A 19,754-nucleotide genomic window follows, 5' to 3' on the forward strand; every position below is an offset into this window, starting at 1 on the left:
GGCGGGCATCGCGCTGTTCGGCACGATCGCCAACAGCCTGTCGATGGCGCTGCGCGAGGAGGCCGACCGCGAGGCGGCGCTGGTGACGTTCCTGGTCACCGCCTCGGGCGTGTCGCTGGCCGGGATCGGTTCGGCGTTCTGGGGGTTGGTGGCCGGTGGGATCTGCCTGCTGGCACTGCGGCCACGGACGCCGGCCGGCTGACCCGTCAGTCGCCGGCGAGGACCCGGATCAGGAAATAGAACGCGAATCCCAGGCATTGTGGGGACTGGCGCTCACAGGGGTGCCACCGAGAAGGTCTGCTGCAGTACATGGCGCCCGCCCGGGGCGAGGGTCACCACGTCCGGGCCGGCATTGGCCGCCTCCAGGCACACATAGTTGCGCCAGCCGGCACCGACGTCGGCCATCTTGGTCGCGCCCGCTTCGCCCGGGTTCCACGCCACCAGCGAGCGGCTGCCCTGGGTGGTGATCTCGATGCGCCGCTTCAGTGCCGGGTCCTTCAATACATAGCGACCGCCGGCCCGGGTATAGACGCGGTCACTGCGGCCAGGGTCACGCGGGTCGCGCAGGTTCCAGTCGCCCTGCTGGGTGCGGGCGGTGGCGTAGTTCTCGAACTTGTCCAGGTACGGCAGGCCGTCCAGGCCTTCAACGTTGACCTGCAAGGCGTCACCGACCTTGAAGTAGTTGTGCAGCGCCTGGGTGAAGCTGACTGTCTGGCTACCGGTGTTTTCGGTGACCAGCCGCTGTTCCAGGGTGCGGCCGATGCGCAGTTCCATGCGCAGGCGCAGGGAGAGGTTGTCCAACGTGGGCGGGGCGAGCGTCAGGACGACACTGCCATCGGCCTCGCGCCGCGCGTCCTTCAGGGTCCACGGCAGGGTGCGCACGAAGCCGTGCGCGGGCACGTCGTTGCCCTGCCCCTGGCGGCCGAAGTACGGCCAGCACACCGGGCTGCCGCCGCGGATGGGCGTGGGCAATGCCTGCGCGCTGGGCGACAGCCACAACACGTCCTGGCCACCTTTGGGGATGTAGGACAGCAGCTGGCCGCCGAACACGGCGATGGCCGCCGTGGCAAACGGGGTCTCCACCTTCCAGGCGGGGAAGCCCTGCACCGTGCCCAAGCTCAGGCCCTCAACCTTGGGCAGGGCCGCGCCGGGGCCGGCCGGGGACTGCATCAGGCGGGCATGGTTGGGCGGCAGGGTGAACACGGTGGATGCAGGCATGGCGGTCGTCGTGGCAATCGGGGTGGCGGGCGCACCGCGCAGGGCAGTGAGGATGCGTTGGCCGGCGCGGCCGTCGGCCGGGGCCAGGCCCAGGCGCTGCTGTTCGACCTGGATGGCGCGGCGGGTGGCGGTACCAACCATGCCATCGGCACTGCCGATGTCGTGGCCACGGGCGAGCAGCAGGGTCTGCAGTTCGCGGCGTTCGCGGCGACCGATGCCGGGGTCATCCGTGGGCCAGGCCGCCACGATGCCGGGGCCGCCGCGCAGGCGGTCGGCCAGGGTGGCAATGGCCAGGGCATAGCTTTCGGCGGCGTTGTAGGCGTAGATCGCGTCGTAGTTGCGGAACACCAGCCAGGCCGGCCCCTTGGCGCCGGTGGGCAGCAGCAGGGCGGCGTTGCTGTCGGCCGGCAATCCGGCCGGGGCCAGTGCGCCACCGCCGACCGGGACGATGCCCAGCGCGCGCCAGCTGGCCAGCGGCTTGCGCTGGGTGCGGCCGGCCAGGGCCGGATTGAAGCCCGCGGGCAGGGTCACTTCCAGGCCCCAGGGCTGACCGGTACGCCAGCCGGCCTTGCTCAGATAGTTGGCCGTGGACGCCAGGGCATCGGGAATGCTGGCGACCAGGTCGCGGCGGCCGTCGCCATCGCCGTCCACTGCGATGCGCGCATAGGTGGAGGGCATGAACTGGGTGTGCCCGAACGCGCCCGCCCAGGAACCGGTGAGGCCTTCGGCCTTGAGGTCGCCGGCGTCGAGCAGCTTGAGCAGGGCCAGCAGCTCGCCACGGAAGAACGGCTGGCGGCGACCGTTGCAGGACAGCGTGGCCAGGGATTGCAGCAGCGGGCGCTTGCCGAACACGCGGCCGTAGTCGCTCTCCACGCCCCAGACCGCCACGATGGTGGCGGGATCGACGCCGTACTGCGTCGAGACGGTGTTCAACAGGTCGCGATGCTCGGCCAGGCGCGCGCGGCCGTCATCCACGCGCTGGCTGTCGACCAGCGCGGCCAGGTAGTCCCACAACGGGGTGGTGAACTCGGGCTGCGCATCGAGCAGCGGCAACACGCTCAGGTCCGGGGTGAGCCCGGCGGTGAGGCGGCTGAAACCGGCGGCGCTGACGCCCTGTTTGAGCGCCTGCGGTTGCAGCGTGGCCAGGCAGCGGTCGAAGTCGTCCTGCGGCGCGGCCGTGACCGTGGCACTGGCCAGACAGAGGGCGCCGAGCAGGCAGCCGGTAGTGAACCTCATTGGCGGGAATCCTTGCGGCCAAGTGAGCCTGCATCATAGCGGCAAGCGCGCAGGCTCAGTCCGCCTGCAGCAGGCGCAGGCCAAAGGCAGGGGTGCTCGCATTCCAGTGTGCGGTGACGCGCAGGCCCGCCGCTGCGGCCAAGGCCGCGAAGGAGGCGTCGGTGTATTTGTGGCTGTATTCGACGGTCATCGCTTCGCCTTCGGCGAAATCGAACGCGTGTTCGCCGATCTGCACGGTCTGCGCGCGGGTGCTGACCAGTTCGGTTTCGATGCGCAGCCGCGGCACGCTGTAGCGGGCCCGGTGCTGGAAGCTGTCGAGGTCGAAGTCGCTGCCGATCTCGCGGTTGAGCCGGCGCAGCAGGTTGAGGGTGAACGCGGCGGTGACACCGGCGGCGTCGTTATACGCCGCTTCGATCAGTGCCGGATCCTTGTGCAGGTCGATGCCGATCAGGGCCAGGCCATCGCGGCCCATGGTCTGGCGCATGGCCTGCAGCAGTGCGATGGCGTCATCTTCGACGAAGTTGCCCAGGGTCGAGCCCGGGAAGAACAGCAACCGGCGCGCGGCCGGTGTCTGTGGCCGAGGCAGCTGCACCGGGCGGGTGAAGTCGGCGCAGACCGGCAGCATCTCGATGTCGGGCAGGGCCTGGGCCAGCCGCGCGATGCTGTCCAGCAGGGCCGCACGCGAGATTTCGATCGGGGTGTAGGCGACCGGTTCGGTCAACGCGTGCAGCAGGTGTTCGGTCTTGCGCCCACTGCCGCTGCCGAGTTCGACCACATGCAGGCGCGGGCCGACCACGCGTGCGATGTCGGCCGCGCAGTCCTGCAGCAGCTGCAGTTCGGTGCGGGTGGGGTAGTACTCCGGCTGGCGGGTGATCTGTTCGAACAGCGCCGAGCCGCGTGCGTCGTAGAAGTACTTGGACGGCAACTGGCGCGGACGCAGCGACAGCCCGCGCAGGATGTCGGCGGTGATCCGGGCGCGGTCAGGCTGCAGATCGGTCAGCGCCTCCAGCGCGTCGCTGACCGTGCTCATGCCGCGTCCCGGGCCAGGCGGACACCGGCGAACTGCCAGCGCGCCGAGGGGGCGAAGAAATTGCGGTAGCTGGCGCGGAGGTGATCAGCAGGGGTGACGCAGCTGCCGCCGCGCAGGACCCACTGGCCGCACATGAACTTGCCGTTGTACTCGCCGAGGTTGCCGGGGAAGGTGCGGAAGCCCGGATAGGCACCGTAGGCGCTGCTGGTCCACTCCCAGACATCGCCGAACAGCTGCTGCAACCCGGCAGCGCTGCCCTGCCCGCCCGCCGGCTGGCCCGCAGGATGCAGCAGGTCGGCGTCGGCGAAGTGACCCCGCAACGGCTGGCCGGCGCTGGCCGCTTCCCATTCGAATTCGGTGGGCAGACGTGCGCCGCTCCAGCGGGCGAAGGCATCGGCTTCGTAGTAGCTGAGGTGGCAGACCGGTGCATGCGGGTCCAGCGTACGCCAGCCGCCGAGGGTGAACTCACGCTCCAGGCTGTCATCCCAGTACAGCGGATGCTGCCAGTGCTCGGCCTGGCACAGCGCCCAGCCCTCGCTCATCCAATGCCCGGGTTCGCGATAACCGCCGGCCTGGACGAACTGGCGGTATTCGGCGTTGCTGACCGGACGGCTGGCCAGCGCATGCGCCGGCACCAGCACGCGGTGGACCGGGGATTCATTGTCATAGGCGAACGCGGCGTGATCGGGCCAGGCCGGGGCGCCGATCTCCACAATCTGTTCGGGGCTGGCGCACCACTGCAACGGCAGCGCGACGCCGGCTACGATCGGCAGGTCGTCGCGGTAGGCCGGCTGCAACGGGTTGCACCACAGCGCGTGCTTGATATCGGTGAGCAGCAGTTCCTGGTGCTGCTGTTCGTGGTGCAGACCGAGCAGCAGCTGCTGGCGTGCCGGCGGTTCGAGCGCATCGGCCTGCAGCAGGCCGATCACCTGCTGATCGACGAGGGCGCGGTAGTGCAGCACCTCATCCAGCGACGGCCGCGACAGCAGCCCGCGCTGCGGGCGGGCATGCGCCGGCCCGATGCTCTGGTAGTAACTGTTGAACAGGTAATGCCAGTCGGCGTTGTACGGCGTGTGCCCGGCCTGGCTGGCCAGCACGAAGCGTTCGAAGAACCAGGTGGTGTGGGCCAGGTGCCATTTGGCCGGACTGGCGTCGGGCATGCTCTGCACCATGGCGTCCTCGGCACTGAGCGGCGAGGCCAGGGCAACGCTGCGTGCGCGTACACCGGCATAGCGCACGGCAAGGGCGGCGGTGGGCGACGCCACGACGGGCGGCGGCGGGGCGACGGCGGTATTCATTGCGATCAGGATCTGGCAGCCCGGGTGAGCGCGACGTCATGGCAGTACTCACACCGCGTTGCCGCTCAAGTTGAATACGCGCCTGCCGCTACCGGTAGATCCTCGCCTGCGTGGCCCGGTCTGCACGATGCGGCCATGCCGCGCCGGCCCGTTCTGTGGAACCGTCCTTGCGGAATCACCTGCTACGCCAGCCCGGCCACTATCTGTTCGTTCTACCTGCGGTGCTGGTGGCGCTGGGCGTGTGGTCGGCCACGCCGGCCGACGAGGTGGGCAGCCCGGTGCATCGCATCCTGCCGTTGGTGCTGGCCTGCCTGGGCGTTGGGCTGGGCCTGATCTACAACCGCGTGCGCGCGGTCTGCGTGCTGCTGGCGATCGCGCTGGCCTTCGCGGTGCTGCATGGCCTGGTCGGCAGCTTTCTCAATACCGGCAAGGTGTCGACGCTGACCCCGCTGCTGTTCCACGCCGTTTCGCTGTGGCTGCCGTTGTTGTTGCTGGCGCATGGGCTATGGCCCGAACGCGGGCGGCTGCGCCAGGACCTGCTGCTGCGCGGGGTAGTCAGCGCCGCGGCGTTGGGGCTGTTCAGCCTGCTCGCCGCACAGGGGCCGCAGGGCATGCACGATCTGTTGTCCGACCAGCACTGGCCGTGGCTGCCGACCGGCTGGAGCCGGCTGGCACAGCTGCCGACGCTGCTGTTCTGCCTGGCAACCCTCGGGCTGGGCGTGCAGGCGCTGCGACAGCCGCGGCCGCTGCATACGGCGCTGCTGATCGCGCTGCTGGCGGTGTGGGCGATGCTGCCGCGGGTATTCCTGTCACCGGCGATGCTGCCGGCGCTGGCCAGCATGGCCTTGCTGCTGATCGTGTCGGCGATGCTGCAGGAATCCTTCCATATGGCCTACCGCGACGAGCTGACCGGGTTGCCGGGGCGCCGCGCGTTGAACGAGTGTCTGCAGCGGGTGGGGACGACGTACACGATTGCGATGGTGGATGTGGACCACTTCAAGCGCTTCAACGATACCCACGGCCACGACAGCGGCGACGACGTGCTCAAGCTGGTGGCCGCGCGGCTGGCCGAGGTGGGCGGTGGCGGGCGGGCGTTCCGCTACGGCGGGGAGGAATTCGCGCTGGTGTTCCTGGACCGCCCTGCCCCGGCCTGCGTGGCGGCGGTGGAGGCGATCCGGGCCACGGTGGAAAGTGCGCGCATGCAGTTGCGCGACCGCACGGCGCGGACCGGCGACGATGAACTCGGGCGGCTGCAGCGCGGTCGCGGCGGGGCCGGTACGGTGGTGCAGGTGACGGTGAGCATCGGCATCGCCGACAGCCGTGCCGGTGACAGCGCACAGGCGGTGATCAAGGCCGCCGACCAGGCCCTGTATGCGGCCAAGGATGCCGGCCGCAACTGCGTGCGCGCCCACGGCCAGCAACGGCCCGTGGCGGTGCGCAGCAGCAGCGCGGCTCAGGGCAGCGCGTCGAGGTAGAACCAGCGCCCGTCCTGGCGCAGGAAACGGCTGTGTTCGAGCATCTTGACCGCACTGCCGCCACCGACCTTGTAGCGCGCGGTGAATTTGACCTGGGCGTGGTCCGGGTCGGTCTGGGTGTGGGCGTGGAGGGTCAGGCCCAGCCATTGGGTGCGCTGGCCAGCCGCCTCGTCCAGCGAGAGTTCGGCCGGGCGCGTGTCGGGATGCCAGCTGGCCAACAGATAGTCCGCCCGTTGCCGCACGTAGGCGCTGTAGCGCGAGCGCATCAGGGTTTCGGCATCGGGCGCGGGCGTGCCGGCGTGGTACAGGCCACAGCAGTCGGCGTAGGCCAGCGGGCGGCCGCAGGGACAGGGATCGGTGGGGGCTTTGCTCATGCGGGCATTGTCGCGCCTGGGGCGTGCGGCGTCATGTGGGGTGGCTGCCACGGTGGTGTGGCAATGCGCGATCGCAGGCGTATGCTGGCGCGCCCTGCGTCGCGAAGTCCTGCCGTGCTTGAGATGGTTCCCCCTGAGCTGTACTGGTTGGTGGTGATTGCCTTCATCGCCGGCCTGGTCGATGCCGCCGTGGGCGGCGGCGGGCTGGTGCAGTTGCCCGGGTTGTTCACGGTGCTGCCGCAGCACACCCCGGCGATGCTGTTTGGTACCAACAAGTTCAGCTCGATGTTCGGCACCGGGGCGGCGGCGTGGCGCTATGCGCGCAACGTACGCTTCCCGTGGCGGCCGGTGCTGTTCGCGGCGGCCACGGCGTTCGTGTTCTCCTTCGCCGGGGCCACGGCGGTGAGCCTGTTGCCCAAGGATGCGGTGCGCCCGCTGGTGCTGGTACTGCTGGTGGCGATGCTGGGCTACACGCTGTGGAAGAAGGACTTCGGTGCCCTGCACCGGCCGCGTGAGATCGGCCGCAGGGAACTGGCCACGGCGCTGGCGATCGGTGCGGTGATCGGCTTCTACGACGGCTTCTTCGGGCCCGGTACCGGCAGCTTCCTGATCTTCCTGTTCGTGCGCTTCTTCGGGCTGGACTTCCTGCGTGCCTCGGCCGCCTCGAAGGTGGTGAACCTGGCGACCAACGTGGCCGCCATCTCGTTCTTCGTGCCGACCGGCAACATCCTGTGGCTGTTCGCCGTGCCGATGGCCGCGGCCAACATCGTCGGCTCGGTGGTGGGCACGCGGTTGGCCCTGCGTGGCGGCACGCCGTTCATCCGCAAGCTGTTCGTGGGCCTGGTGGTGGTGCTGATCGCGCGGATGGGCTGGGACACGTTCGCCTGACGGCGACACGGCGGGCCGGCGTAATGCCGACCCGCCGCGGCTGGATCTCAGCGCTTGGTCCGTGCGGTGGGTGCCTTGGCTGCCTTGGTTGCCGTGCGGGGAGCACTCGGCTTGCGCGCGGCGATCACCACTGGCTCGGGCTCCGGTGCGGCCACAACGGCCGGCGGCGGGGTCGGCGCGCTGTCGACCGGGGCCGCTTCCAGCACCGGTGGTGCGGCGGCGGTCTCACCGGTACGGGCGCGCTCGGGCAGCTTCAGGCGCCGGCCTTCTTCGTCGTACTCGATCAGCAGCACGCCCGAATCGTGGCGACCGCTGATTTCCACGAAGCAGGCACCACCGATGAACGGCTCCAGCGTCATCACCGACTTCAACGGGGTGGCCACCACCATCTGGAAACCGAAGTTGTCGAAGATGTTCATCGCCAGCGCGGTGAACTCGTTGTCGGCCTTGTCGAACGCCTCATCGAGCACCACGGCGGCGTAGCTGGGCAACTGGCCGTCGGCGCCACCGAGCTGGTAGCGCAATGCGGCGGCCAGGCAGGTGGTGGCCAGCTTCTGGCGCTGACCACCGGACTTGCCGGCACCGCTGCGATAGATTTCAACCTGCTGGCGGGTGGCGGCATCCAGTTCGACACCGATGAACTCAACATGCAGACGCACGTCCAGCACGTTCTCGCGCCAGCGCTTGTCTTCGCCTTCCTGCGAACCCAGGCGCTTGACCAGCGCACGCAGCACCGCGAACTGGGCTTCGGCCACCTCGCGTTCTTCGGTCTGGTGGTGCGAGAGCACGTCGCGCAGCTGCTGGTGGAACTCCAGCACCTCCGGCAAGCGCCGGTCGCTGAGCTCGATGGTCAGCAGGGTGCCGCGGTTGAACGGCACCTGCTCCAGGCTGGCGTTGACCTCATCCAGGCGCTGGCCGATCGACTTGCGCGCCTCGGCACTGTGCCGCTGCAGGGCCAGCAGGTTGTTTTTGCTCTGGTTCTGCAGCAGGTCGAAGAAACGCTCCTCATGCTGCGGCAGGCCATCGCGCTCCAGCCGCTGCAGGCGGGCGAGGAAGTCGTCGGCCGAGGCGACCGACACGGTGAAATCACCCGATTCCTCCGGCCACGCCTGGGCGAACCGGCGGAAACAGGCCACCAGCTGGGTCTCGACGCGATGCACGTCCTGCTGCGAGGCCGCGAGGCTTTCGTTGATGCCCTTGCTGATCTCGCGCATGTGCGCTTCGAGCGTCTCCAGGCTCAGGCCGCCCAAGGCGTCGAGGCGCTGCTGCAGGCCCGCGGCCTGGGTGACGCCGAGCGCAGGCAGCACCAGGGCACGGCTGCGCTGACGCTGGGCGTCGAGCTTGTCGCGCTCGCGGGCGATCTGGATCAGCTCGACGCGGGTGTCTTCGTAGGTCCGCCGTGCCTGCGCGATGTCCGCACGGGTCAGGTCGATCTGCTGCGCGAGGCGGGCCAGGTCGGCGTTGCCTTCGCGCAGTTCGCGCAGCGCCGATTCGATGTCCTGCAGGCGCTGGATGGAAGTGGCGACATCCACTTCCTCCCAGCTGAAGTTGACCAGCTGGTTGCAGGCCAAGCGCCGTTCGTTGTCGCGGTCGCGCTGGCCGCGCAGGCGCGCGACGTCCTCGTCGCACGCGGCGATGCGCTTGCCCAGCTCCTGCGCTTCCTTGTGGAACAGCGCCAGCTTGTCGCGGTTGTTGAAGCCCAGCAGCCAGCGGCGGCGATCATTGATCGCGCTGCGGTCGTCCTTCTCGAAGCGGTCGCCGGGATGCTTGACCTGGCCTTCGCGGGAGATACCGCGGTCGACGTCGCGCAGCTGTTTGGCATCCACGCACTCGTAGTCGTAGCGCTTGCCCAGCTCGCGGCGCAGCCACGGCTCGAAGACGCTGTCGCGGAATTCGAGCTTGTGCAGCAGCGAGCGCGCCGACGGCTCACGGGCGAAGGCATCATCGTTGCGGCGCACCCGATAGAAGGTGAGGCGCATGCCAAGGTGGGTGCGGTTCACCCACGCGTTGACCTCGTTGTAATGGCGGTCTTCCACCAGCAGCGATTGTGCGAAGCCGAACAATACGCGCTCGATCGCACCCTGCCAGGCGCCCTCGCCCTGGCGGACCTGGATCAGCTCGCCCACGAACGGCAGCGCCGCCTCGGGCACGCCGGTTTCTTCGGCCATGCGGCTGCGCAGCTTCTGCAGCGGCGCGGGAATACTCGACGGATTGCGTTCCATCGCCTCCAGTTCGGCGCGCACCTCGCCGAACCGGCGGGTGTCGTCCTGCTTGCCGGACAGGCGCTCGGTGATGGCATCGTCCAGTGCGGCGGCGGCCTGCTGGCGATTGTCCAGCTCGCCCTGCGCACGGTTGATCAGCTGTGCAAAGCCATGCGCGTCTTCAGGCACCACGTCCTGCAGGGCGTCGGCGGCGTGGCGGGCCTGTTCGCGTTTGGACTGACGACGGTCGCGCTCGGCCTGGGCACGCCCTTGTTCGCGCTCCAGCTCCTCGATGCGTTCGCCGCCCTGCTGGCGGCGCTGCAGCTCCAGGTCGCCCAGGTGCTCTTCGTGGTTGGCCAGCGTCTGCCGACGCTGGGTCTCTTCCCCGAGCAGGCCGCGATGCCGCACCTCGATGTCCTGCAGGCGCTTTTCCAGCAGCTGCTGCAGGCGCGACTCGCGGAAGCTGTCGAGCCCCAGCTTCAGGGTCTCTTCGTCGGCGCGCTGCAGGTTCATCGCCTTCAGCTCGGCGTGGAGCTCACGCGCGGGCAGCAGGGTTTCGACCTGGCGGCGCGCGGTCACCACCGCCTGATGGGCAGCGTCGAGTTCGGCGAAGTCGCTGACCAGGCGCTCGGACGCATCGAAGGTGCGCGGCGTGTCGAGCATGAAGTCGCGCAGGAAGACGTTGAGGTCGCCCAGGTTTTTGGCCGACTGCGTTTTGTGCAGCAGGCGCAGCGCCATGTCGTTGTCGATGCCGAGCAGGTTCCGGAAGCGTTCGGCGAAGCCGGTGAAGCTGTCGAAGTGGTGCACGTCGCCCAGCTTCTGCTTGAGCTTGCGCAGGTCCAGGTCGAAACCGCCCAGATCCTTGGCGACATCGAACGGGCGCTCGGCAATCAGGTAGTGCTTGCGCACATCGGCGGCGGCGGTACCGTTGCCGGCAATCCAGAACAGACGCACCAGGCTGACCACGCGGCCGTCGCCGGCCCGGTATTCGAGCACCAAGGCGGTCCAGGTGGCGCCCTTGCGCAGGTACTGGGTGGCGATTTCGCCGGTGCCGCGGTCCTGCTGGTCGGCCCAGGCACCGCGCACGTAGGACACCAGGTTGCGGTCGCGTCCGCTGCGCTCGGCTTCACGCGCGGCGGCGTTGAAGTCGACGATGGCCGGCGGTACCAGCAGCGCGGACATGGCATCGAGCAGGGTCGACTTGCCCGAACCCGAGCGGCCCACGAACAGGAAGCCGCGCTCGGCGATCGGCACCTCGGTCAGGCCGTTGAAGGTGCCCCAGTTGTGTACCTGCAGGCGGCGCATGCGGAACTGGCGCAGCCGCGGGTCGGACAGACCTTCGGTGAACAGGGCGGGAGTGTGCTTGGAAATGGCCATGCGTTGTCGGTCGTTCCGGTCAGGCTTGGGCAGCCGGGGTCTCGCGCAGCTGGCGGTAGACCGCCGACAGCGCAGAGACATCTTCGGCGGAGAACAGCAGCTTCAGTGCCGGCGATACTTCGTGACGATCTTCCTGGCCCGCCAGACGGGTCAGGATGTGGTTCTCTTTCATCTTCTGCACGGCCGCGGCCACGCGACGATTGAAGCCGGCACGGTCGGTGGACAGGTTCTTCTCGTAGATGGCCAGCGCGTCGGCCATCTCGGTATCGGCCACCACCGCGCGATTGCCGCGCGCATCGGCCTCGGCCAGTTGCTGGCGCAAGTACAGCAGCAGCACCGAGTCGATGAAGGTCAGCGGCGAGCTGCGCAGCAGTACCGGCGCCTCGATGTCCTCGGTGTCGGCCTGGCGGGTGAAGGCCACGCCGCTGTCGCGGTCCAGTACCAGTTCCAGGAACAGGTCGGCCAGCGCCGAGCGGATCGCCGCTTCGCTGCGGATCAGCGCGGGCCACAGCTTGGCGTGGCGCAGCTGGTCGATGCTCGGCCCGATCAGCAGCTGGCACAGCGCGCGACGCGCATCGAGCGGCAGGCGACCGGTATCACCGAGGTAGAACACGTCGTTGCTACGCCGCGGCAGCGGGGTGACCACGACCGGCTCGGCATCGTAATCGGCGGCCTCGGTATCGCTGCGGACGGCTTCAATGGGGTCTTCATGCCAGTTCATGGCGTTTCTCCTGGGTGAACCAAACCAGTGGAATGCGGGCGCGACGCCATTGGCCATCGCCGCCACGCCAATGGGCGATTTCCTGTTCGCCCTCCACCACGTTGCCAAAGCGGGTGCCCAGCGACAGGTAGCCGATGACGCTGCCCAAGCCCTGCGCGGCCTCGCGCTGGGTCAGGGCCTGGGCGATGGTGAGTTTGGGCTGCAGGCCCAGCAGGTCATGCAGGTCGCGGCGCAAGGTGCGGAAGTCGATTTCCGACGACGCCACGAGGTCGCCGACGCTTTCCAGGCTGATGCTGGCCGCGTCGTTGCGCTGCACGCTGCCATCCACATGCGCGCTGCGCGGATCGTGCAGCTTCCACTGCGACCATGAACGCGGGCGGCTGGTGGTGAGCTGCAGGTCGCGGCCGATGCCGCGCTGGGCGGGAAAATCATCGCGCAGCGCCAGCGCTTCGGACTGGGCCTGCTTGAGCAGCTGGGTGAGGCGGCGCTGCTCGAGGTAGCCACGGCTCTGCACGAAACCACGCAGGCTGCGTGCGAAGTGCTGCAGCACGTCATGCACCTGGCCACCGCGATCAAGCATGGCGCTGGTGAAGCCGCGCAGGAAGGTGCGCTCCTCGCGGGCCAGGCTGCGCGCGAAGCCGCGGGCGAGCACGGCCTCCAGCGCGGCATCCAGCTGGGCGCTTTGTTCGGCGTCGTTGAGCAGCCGCCAGAACGCCTGGAAGCTTCTGCCGGCGTCGCTTTCGCCAATGACATCCACGCCTTCGAAGAGCTTGGACAGCACGTCGCCACGCTCGCCTTCGTCATCGATGATGCGTTCGCGGAAGTCGCGGTTGAGCTTCTCGAAGTCATCACGGACGCGGCGGAAGTCCTCGGTCAGCTCATCGGCCAGGCCGATGATCTGGCGTGCACGTTCCAACGCGCGCTTGCTGTCCAGCGACACGATGCGGCCCTGCCCGACCTTCTCGATCTCCGCATCGATGCGGTCGCGCTCGTCGCGCAGCGCCGACAACCGGGCATCGGGATTGGATTCGGTCTGCGCGGCCAACTGCGAGAGCTGTTCGATGACCAGTGCCAGCCGGCTTTCGGTGGCCGCCACGCGGGTCTGTTCCAGGCTGTCGGCGAAGCGGATGGCCTGCAGCGCCTGGGTGGACAGTTCGTACTGTTCCTGATCGGCGCCCTCGGGCAGCCGCCGTTCCAGCCAGCCCTGTGCCAGCCAATGGGCGATGTAGGCCTGGGCGGTGCGCGGCAGATCGCGCGACAGCTCTTCGCCGTTGAGCTGGTCCAAGGCGCGTTGCAGGCGCTCATGCAGGACCGCGGCGGGCAGCGTGCGCTCCCCGTCCATCAGCAGGCTCTGCAGCAGGCCGATGATTTCCGGGGCGTTGGCCGCAGCCAGCAGCTTCCACTGCGGCTGTTCGCGCAGGTGGCGGTAACGGGTGATGCGTTCGCGGTGCTTCATGCAGGCGTGAGGGTCGGCAAAAATGGAGCGCCCACGGCGCGAGGCTGCGGCCAGCGATGGCCGCAGCGCGAATGGGATGTGCTCAGCGCTTGCCGCCTACTTCGATGAAGCGCAGGAACTCGGCGCGGGTGCGGGCGTCCTCGCGGAAGCTGCCCAGCATCTTGGAGGTGACCATGCTGACGCCGCGCTTGTGGATGCCGCGGGTGGTCATGCATTCGTGCCCACCTTCCACCACCACGCCCACGCCGACCGGCTGCAGGACGTCCTGGATGCACTGGGCGATCTGCGCGGTCATCTTTTCCTGGACCTGGAAGCGGCGCGCATACGCCTCGACCACACGGGCCAGCTTGCTGATGCCCACCACCTTGCCGGCCGGCAGGTAGCCGACGTGCACGCGGCCGATGATCGGCGCCATGTGGTGTTCGCAGTGGCTTTCGTACTCGATGTCGCGCAGCACGATCAGCTCGTCATAGCCGGCCACTTCCTCGAAGGTGCGCTCCATGTAGGCGCGCGGGTCATCGCGATAGCCGCTGAACCAGTCGCCATACGCCTCGGCCACGCGCCGCGGGGTATCCAGCAGGCCTTCGCGGGTGGGGTCTTCACCGGCCCAGCGCAGCAGGGTGCGCACGGCCGATTCGGCATCGGCCTGGGTGACCGGGGTGGCGTCGTTGTCTTTCTTGCTCATTACATACAGCACCCGAGGGGGGGTGAGCATCGTACCCGAGACAGCCCTCGGGCGTCCCCCGCCAAGGGTCCTGGCCCCGCCCCGTCAGGCCCGGCGTTGGGCCACGGTTATGCCGGGGGTATTGATAGGAAGCGAATTAGTAGTATCCTATCTATCTGCCATGAAACGCTCCCTCGACGAACGCACCCAGCTGCAGATGCAGCTCAGCTCCGGCCTGCTCCATTCAGGGCGGCAATGGCAGCGCCTGGCCGACCAGGCCCTGGGCAGCTACGGCATTTCGGCCGCGTGCACGATGCCGCTGCTGCTGATCGGGCGCGCCGGCGGGGGTATCCGCCAGGTCGCACTGGCCCAGCAGCTGGGCATGGAAGGGCCGTCGCTGGTGCGCCTGCTGGACAAGCTGGCGGCCAGTGACCTGGTCCGCCGCGAATGCGACGCCAGCGACCGCCGCGCCAACCTGCTGTGGCTCACCGACAAGGGTGAGGCGCTGGTCAGCGAGCTGGAAACCCAGTTGATCGGCCTGCGCGAGCGCGTGTTCGGCGAGTTGACCGTGGACGAACTGCGCACCGTATTGAAGCTGTGGCAGCTGCTGGCCGACGCCGCCGAACGCGTGACGTAAGCCCACGCCCCCCGTTGTGCCCCCGGTGCCGCGCAGCGATGCCGGGGCGATCCCCTTTCCGTTTCCCTGCGAACTTCTGCCTCGATGTACGGTGAATTCAGTCTCTATGGTGTGTTCGTCCCGACCCTGCTCGGGCTGATGCTGCTGGCGTACCTGCTGAAAAGCGGGCTGCGCGTGGTCCTGCAGCGCACCGGCGCCTACCGCCACATCTGGCACCCCGCCCTGTTCAACCTGGCCGTGTACGTGATCGTGCTCGGCGGGTTGTTTTCCCTGATGCGTTGGATGCAATCGTGAACAAGACCCTCAAGCGTGCTTTCCCGGTCGTGCTGACCGTCGTGGCGGTGCTGGCCGCCGTGCTGGTGCTGCGCCACCTGTGGGCGTACTACATGGATGAGCCGTGGACGCGCGATGCGCACGTCAGTGCCGACGTGGTGCAGGTGGCGCCGGATGTGTCCGGGCTGGTGGAAGCGGTGAAGGTGGCCGACAACCAGCCGGTGAAACGCGGCCAGGTGCTGTTCGTGGTGGATCGGGCGCGCTATGAGATCGCGCTGGAGCAGGCCCGCGCCACCCTGGGCGAACGCCGCGCCACGCTGGACCAGCTGCGCCGCGAGATCGCCCGCGACCGCAGCCTGCAGGACCTGGTGGCCGCCGAGGACGCCGAAGTGCGCCGCGCCAAGCTGCAGGCCGCACAGGCCTCCATGGCCACCGCGCAGGCCGCCGTCGACCTGGCCACGCTCAACCTGGCCCGCACCGAGGTGCGCAGCCCCAGCGATGGCCACGTCAACGACCGCACCGTGCGCGCCGGCGACTACGTCACGGCCGGGCGCCCGGTGATGGCGGTGCTGGACACCGGTTCGTTCCGGGTGGATGGCTACTTCGAGGAAACCCGCCTGCGTGGCGTGCATGCCGGGCAGAAGGTGGATATCCGCCTGATGGGCGAGACCCAGCCGCTGCAGGGCCATGTGCAGAGCATCGCCGCCGGCATCGAGGACCGCTACCGCAGCGAAGGCAGCAGCCTGCTGCCGAACGTGACCCCGGCCTTCGACTGGGTGCGGCTGGCGCAGCGCATCCCGGTGCGCATCCATATTGACCAGGTGCCTGCGGGCGTGAACCTGATTGCCGGGCGCACCGCCACCGTCACCATCCAGCCCGATGCCGCCACGGCCACGCCGGCGCACCCGGCACAGGCGGCGTTGTGAGCCGCCCGCTGCTGCGCCCGCTGCTGCTGGGGCTGGCGCTGACCAGCCTGGCCGCGTGCACCACGGTGGGCCCGGACTACGCGGTGCCGGCCGGTTCGGCGTTCCAGCGGCCGGAGGCCAATGCGGCCTTCATCGATACCGGCAACCCGCAGGTGGCGGCCGGTGCCGCGCTGCCTGCGCGCTGGTGGGAGCTGTATCAGGACGACACCCTCAACGCGCTGGTGCAGCAGGCGCTGCGTGACAACGTAGAGCTCAAGGTGGCCGCGGCCAACCTGCGCCGCGCGGCGGCGATGTACGAGCAGGCGCTGGATGCCGGTGGCTTCGAGTACGAAGCCGAAGCGGGTGTGAGCCGCGCGCAGCTGTCGGCCGAGTCGTTCCTGCTCGAACACGAACTGCCGCCGATCAACCTGGCCGACGGCAAGTTCGCGGTGTCCTACCAGTTCGACCTGTTCGGCAAGCTCAAGCGCGCCGCCGAAGCCTCGCACGCCGACGAGCAGGCCAGCGCCGCGGCGATGGACCTGGCGCGGGTGTCGTTGGTGGCACAGGTGGCCGGCAGCTATGTCGAGATCTGCCATGCCAACCACGAGCTGCATGTGGCCGAACACTCCCTGCAGCTGCAGCAGCGCAGCCGCGAGGTGACCCAGCGGCTGATCAACGCCGGCCGCGGCACGCCGCCCGAACTGGCCCGCGCCAACGCGCAGGTGGCGATGCTGGAAGCGGCGCTGCCGCCGCTGCGCGCCCAGCGCCAGGCCTCCGAATATCAGTTGGCCGCCCTGCTCGGCCACACCCCCGGGCAGCTGCCCGACGGCGTGGCCGCGTGCAGCCAGGCGCCGACCCTGGCCCAGCCGCTGCCGGTGGGCGACGGCCGCGCGTTGCTGCAACGCCGCCCCGATGTGCGCCAGGCCGAGCGCCGTCTCGCCGCCGCCACCGCGCGGATCGGCGTGGCCACCGCCGAGCTGTATCCGGACATCCGCCTGGGTGCGTCGGTGGGTGCGGCCGGGCTGCTGTCCGACTTCGGCCAACCGCTCACCCAGCAATGGTCGCTCGGGCCGCTGATTTCCTGGACGCTGCCCTCCTCGGGCACCCACGCGCGCATCCACGCCACCGAAGCCGGTGCCGATGCGGCGCTGGCCGAGTTCGACCACAGCGTGCTGCAGGCGTTGCGCGAAACCCAGACCGCGCTGAGCCGCTACGCGCATGACCTGCAACGGCTGCAATCGCTGCAGACCGCGCAGCAGCAGGCCGCACTGGCCGCCGCGCAGAACCGCCGGCTGTACCAGGGCGGGCGCACGCCCTACCTGTCCAGCCTGGATGCGGACCGCACCCTGGCCGGTGCCGATGCCACCCTGGCCACCGCACAGGCGCAGGTCTCGCGCGACCAGATCCAGCTGTTCCTGGTGCTCGGCGGTGGCTGGAATGCCGATGCCGTGGCCACCGGGACGGCGTCGAGGTAACCCCCATGCTGCTGCGCGACCGATCCGCCTGGCTGTTCTCGATCAAGACCTTCCTGGCTGCGCTGGCCGCGCTGTACATCGGGCTGGCCGGCAACCTGTCGCGGCCCTACTGGGCAATGGCCACGGTGTACATCGTGACCCAGCCGATGCTCGGCCCCACCCGCGCCAAGGGCGCCTACCGCATCATCGGCACGCTGATTGCCGGTGCGGCCACGTTGTGGATGCTGCCGCACCTGGTGGAAACCCCGCTGCTGCTCAGCGCGGCGATGTCGCTGTGGCTGTCGGCGTGCCTGTTCATCGCCCTGCTCAACCGCGGCCCGCGTGGCTACGCGTTCCTGCTGGCCGGCTACACCACGGCCTTCATCGGTTTTCCGGCGGTGACTTCGCCGGACACCATCTTCGACACGGTGGTGGCGCGCAGCGAGGAGATCATCCTGGGCACGGTGGTGGCGGTGCTGTTCGCCTCGCTGTTCTTCCCGACCTCGGTGCAGCCGATGCTGCGTTCGCGGATCGGCAACTGGATGGGCGATGCCGCGCAGTGGTGCCGGCAGATCCTGCTGCGCGGCAACGCGCATGCGCCACGCAACCGGCTGGCCGCCGATCTGGTGCAGTTCGAGGCGCTGATCGAGTTCCTGCGTCGCGATGATCCGCGCCATGCTGGTGCGGCGGTGTCGATGGAGCGGCTGCGCGAGCGCATGCTGCTGATGCTGCCGGTGTTGTCCTCCATCGCCGACCGGCTGGGCGCATTGCGCGCCGGTGGGCGCGCGCTGCCGCCGGGGCTGGAGCCGCTGGTGGCCGACATCGCGCAGTGGCTGGAGCAGCCCGGGCACAGCACGGCCAGCGAATACGCCGCGCTGCGCGGACGCATCCTGGCGCTCAAACCCGCGGTGGACGGCGAACTGGACCACCTGCTGCTGGTCACCCTGCTGCTGCGCCTGGAGGAACTGGTGGACCTGTGGCAGGACTGCAGTGCGCTGCAGCAGGCCATCGAAAACGGCAGCGCTCCGAGCGACACCGCGCACTACCGGATCCGCGCCAAACGCATCGGCCACAACCGCCACGTCGACTACGGCATGGCGCTGTTTTCAGCCGCCAGCGCCGGGGTGGCGTTGATGACCTACTGCGCGCTGTGGATCGGGCTGGGCTGGGAGGGCGGTGGCAATGGCGCGATGATGGCCGCGGTGGCCGCCGCGTTCTTCGCCGCGCAGGACGACCCGGCACCGAGCATGCTGTCGTTCCTGCTGTGGGCGATCGTGGCCAGCCTGGTGGCCGGGGTGTATCTGTTCGGCATCTTCCCGGCGGTGCACGACTTCGGCAGCCTGGCACTGGTACTTGCGGTGGTGTTCCTGCCGGTGGGCCTGCTGCTGCACAAGCCGCAGACCGCGCTGATCGGGCTGCCGCTGATGGTCAACCTGGTGGCGCTGCTGAACGTGCAGAACACCTACAACGCCAACATCCAGAGTTTCATCAATTCGGCAGTGGCGATGTTCATCGGCATCGGCTTTGCCGTGGTGATGACCCGCCTGTTCCGCTCGGTGGGTGCCGAATGGACCGCGCGCCGGCTGGTGCGGCAGGGCTGGAGCACGCTGGCCGAGGCCGCCGAAGGCCGTGGCCAGCAGGACCGCCAGCAGTTCGCCGCGCGCATGCTGGACCTGCTCGGCCTGCTCGCCCCGCGCCTGGCCGCCACCCCGGAAGGCAGCGACATCGCCTCGGTGGACATGCTCACCGAGGCGCGCATCGGGCTCAACATCCTGCAGCTGCGCCGCGCCCGGCAGGGCCTGCCGCTGGCGAGCATGCAGGCGATCGAGGCGATCCTGGACGATATCGCCGCGCACTACCGCGCACAGGTGGCGCAACGGCGGCCGCTGCCGGCACCGGTGGGCCTGCAGGCCAAGCTGGAGGCCTCGCTCAAGCGGGTGCAGACGGTGGACCCGGGCAAGGCACGCGATGAGGCGCTGATGGGCGTGCTGGGGCTGCGCTATGCGCTGTTCCCGGAGGCCGCCGCGGTGGTGGCCCGTGCTGAAGACGCCGGCGCGCTGCCCACTGCGCGCTGAACCGTGCCGGCCGCGTCGCGCCGATCAGCGTATCCTGCGGCCCATTCCCCCTACTGAAGCAATCAAGGCCCCCCCGATGAGTTACGACATGATGGTGTTCGACCCCGCCGTGGCCCCGCGCGATGCGGCGGCATTCCTGGAGTGGTACGACGCCCAGACTGAATGGAAAGAGACGCACGACTACGACGATGCGGCCGTGTCGGTGCCGGCGCTGCAGGCGTTCTTCGCCGCGCTCGTCGAGCATTTCCCGCCGATGGATGGCCCGTTGGCCGATGACGAGGATGAGCGCCCCGAAGTGACCGACTACAGCGTCGGCCAGCACGTGATCTACGCCTCGTTCGATGATGAAGTGGCCGAGAACGCGCATGGCTTGGTGCAGGTGCTGGCCAATACCCACCAGCTGGGCTTCTTCGATGTCAGCGGTGACGGCGCCATCGTGTTTCCCGATGGCACCGTGGTGATTCCGGAGTAA

Annotated in this window: 17 protein-coding genes (1 of these 17 only partly in view); 9 read left to right on the forward strand and 8 right to left on the reverse strand. The window is 69.1% G+C overall.

Annotated elements, in window-relative coordinates; all coding sequences use genetic code 11:
* A protein-coding gene (locus tag AC3IPM_RS19320) for a benzoate/H(+) symporter BenE family transporter (RefSeq protein WP_489301840.1) crosses the window boundary here: on the forward strand, positions 1 to 202 show its final stretch. It extends 989 nt beyond the left edge of the window; only the last 202 of its 1,191 coding nucleotides appear in the window; its start codon lies off the left edge, out of view; it ends in the stop codon at positions 200 to 202.
* A gap of 71 nt (positions 203 to 273) precedes the next feature.
* On the opposite strand, the gene AC3IPM_RS19325 is transcribed toward AC3IPM_RS19320, so the two are convergent.
* The 3 genes from AC3IPM_RS19325 to egtB are packed head-to-tail and all read right to left on the reverse strand — an operon-like array spanning position 274 to position 4,782.
* The gene (locus AC3IPM_RS19325; protein WP_489301841.1) at positions 274 to 2,454 is read right to left on the reverse strand and encodes a lytic murein transglycosylase; all 2,181 of its coding nucleotides are present in this window, start codon (positions 2,452 to 2,454) and stop codon (positions 274 to 276) included.
* A 55-nt stretch (positions 2,455 to 2,509) separates the two neighbouring features.
* Positions 2,510 to 3,484, reverse strand: coding sequence for an L-histidine N(alpha)-methyltransferase (egtD, locus tag AC3IPM_RS19330; protein WP_489301842.1), 975 nt, complete (start codon positions 3,482 to 3,484; stop codon positions 2,510 to 2,512).
* A complete protein-coding gene (gene egtB, locus AC3IPM_RS19335; protein WP_489301843.1) occupies positions 3,481 to 4,782 on the reverse strand; it encodes an ergothioneine biosynthesis protein EgtB in 1,302 nt (433 codons plus the stop codon). Before egtB ends, egtD begins: the two co-directional genes overlap by 4 nt.
* Before the next feature lie 167 nt (positions 4,783 to 4,949).
* Between egtB and AC3IPM_RS19340 the strand changes: the two genes are divergently transcribed.
* The gene (locus tag AC3IPM_RS19340) at positions 4,950 to 6,257 is read left to right on the forward strand and encodes a GGDEF domain-containing protein (protein WP_489301844.1); all 1,308 of its coding nucleotides are present in this window, start codon (positions 4,950 to 4,952) and stop codon (positions 6,255 to 6,257) included.
* Here the strand turns inward: AC3IPM_RS19340 and AC3IPM_RS19345 are convergent.
* On the reverse strand, positions 6,236 to 6,631 hold the full coding sequence (locus tag AC3IPM_RS19345) for a YchJ family metal-binding protein (RefSeq protein ID WP_489301845.1): 396 nt from the start codon (positions 6,629 to 6,631) through the stop codon (positions 6,236 to 6,238). The two genes, AC3IPM_RS19340 and AC3IPM_RS19345, sit on opposite strands and share 22 nt — an antisense overlap.
* Positions 6,632 to 6,745: 114 nt before the next feature.
* On the opposite strand from AC3IPM_RS19345, the gene AC3IPM_RS19350 reads away from it, so the two are divergent.
* Entirely contained in the window at positions 6,746 to 7,519 is a 774-nt protein-coding gene (locus AC3IPM_RS19350) for a sulfite exporter TauE/SafE family protein (RefSeq protein WP_489301846.1), read from the forward strand.
* 47 nt (positions 7,520 to 7,566) lie between these two features.
* On the opposite strand, the gene AC3IPM_RS19355 is transcribed toward AC3IPM_RS19350, so the two are convergent.
* The 4 genes from AC3IPM_RS19355 to folE form a co-directional block, all read right to left on the reverse strand.
* Positions 7,567 to 11,097 (reverse strand): SbcC/MukB-like Walker B domain-containing protein, encoded by a 3,531-nt coding sequence (locus tag AC3IPM_RS19355; protein WP_489301847.1) that lies wholly within the window; start codon positions 11,095 to 11,097, stop codon positions 7,567 to 7,569.
* Between the two features lie 19 nt (positions 11,098 to 11,116).
* Entirely contained in the window at positions 11,117 to 11,818 is a 702-nt protein-coding gene (locus AC3IPM_RS19360; protein WP_489301848.1) for a DUF4194 domain-containing protein, read from the reverse strand.
* Positions 11,805 to 13,274, reverse strand: coding sequence for a DUF3375 domain-containing protein (locus AC3IPM_RS19365; RefSeq protein WP_489301849.1), 1,470 nt, complete (start codon positions 13,272 to 13,274; stop codon positions 11,805 to 11,807). The genes AC3IPM_RS19360 and AC3IPM_RS19365 overlap by 14 nt, the downstream gene beginning before the upstream one ends.
* Before the next feature lie 82 nt (positions 13,275 to 13,356).
* Complete coding sequence (folE, locus tag AC3IPM_RS19370) at positions 13,357 to 13,959, reverse strand: GTP cyclohydrolase I FolE (RefSeq protein WP_489301850.1); 603 nt, start codon at positions 13,957 to 13,959, stop codon at positions 13,357 to 13,359.
* Positions 13,960 to 14,119: 160 nt separating this feature from the next.
* Here folE and AC3IPM_RS19375 point away from each other — a divergent pair, with 160 nt between their 5' ends.
* The 6 genes from AC3IPM_RS19375 (at position 14,120) to AC3IPM_RS19400 (ending at position 19,754) form a co-directional block, all read left to right on the forward strand.
* On the forward strand, positions 14,120 to 14,575 hold the full coding sequence (locus tag AC3IPM_RS19375) for a MarR family winged helix-turn-helix transcriptional regulator (RefSeq protein WP_489301851.1): 456 nt from the start codon (positions 14,120 to 14,122) through the stop codon (positions 14,573 to 14,575).
* Between the two features lie 84 nt (positions 14,576 to 14,659).
* Entirely contained in the window at positions 14,660 to 14,869 is a 210-nt protein-coding gene (locus tag AC3IPM_RS19380) for a DUF1656 domain-containing protein (protein WP_019183984.1), read from the forward strand.
* Positions 14,866 to 15,774 (forward strand): efflux RND transporter periplasmic adaptor subunit, encoded by a 909-nt coding sequence (locus AC3IPM_RS19385; protein WP_489301852.1) that lies wholly within the window; start codon positions 14,866 to 14,868, stop codon positions 15,772 to 15,774. The genes AC3IPM_RS19380 and AC3IPM_RS19385 overlap by 4 nt, the downstream gene beginning before the upstream one ends.
* Positions 15,771 to 17,228 (forward strand): efflux transporter outer membrane subunit, encoded by a 1,458-nt coding sequence (locus AC3IPM_RS19390; protein ID WP_489301853.1) that lies wholly within the window; start codon positions 15,771 to 15,773, stop codon positions 17,226 to 17,228. The genes AC3IPM_RS19385 and AC3IPM_RS19390 overlap by 4 nt, the downstream gene beginning before the upstream one ends.
* A 5-nt stretch (positions 17,229 to 17,233) precedes the next feature.
* Positions 17,234 to 19,282 carry an FUSC family protein gene (locus AC3IPM_RS19395; protein WP_489301854.1) on the forward strand — a complete coding sequence of 683 codons (2,049 nt, stop codon included), beginning with the start codon at positions 17,234 to 17,236 and terminating at the stop codon, positions 19,280 to 19,282.
* A 76-nt stretch (positions 19,283 to 19,358) separates the two neighbouring features.
* Complete coding sequence (locus tag AC3IPM_RS19400; RefSeq protein WP_489301855.1) at positions 19,359 to 19,754, forward strand: hypothetical protein; 396 nt, start codon at positions 19,359 to 19,361, stop codon at positions 19,752 to 19,754.

This window comes from Stenotrophomonas sp. GL_111 (assembly GCF_057835245.1).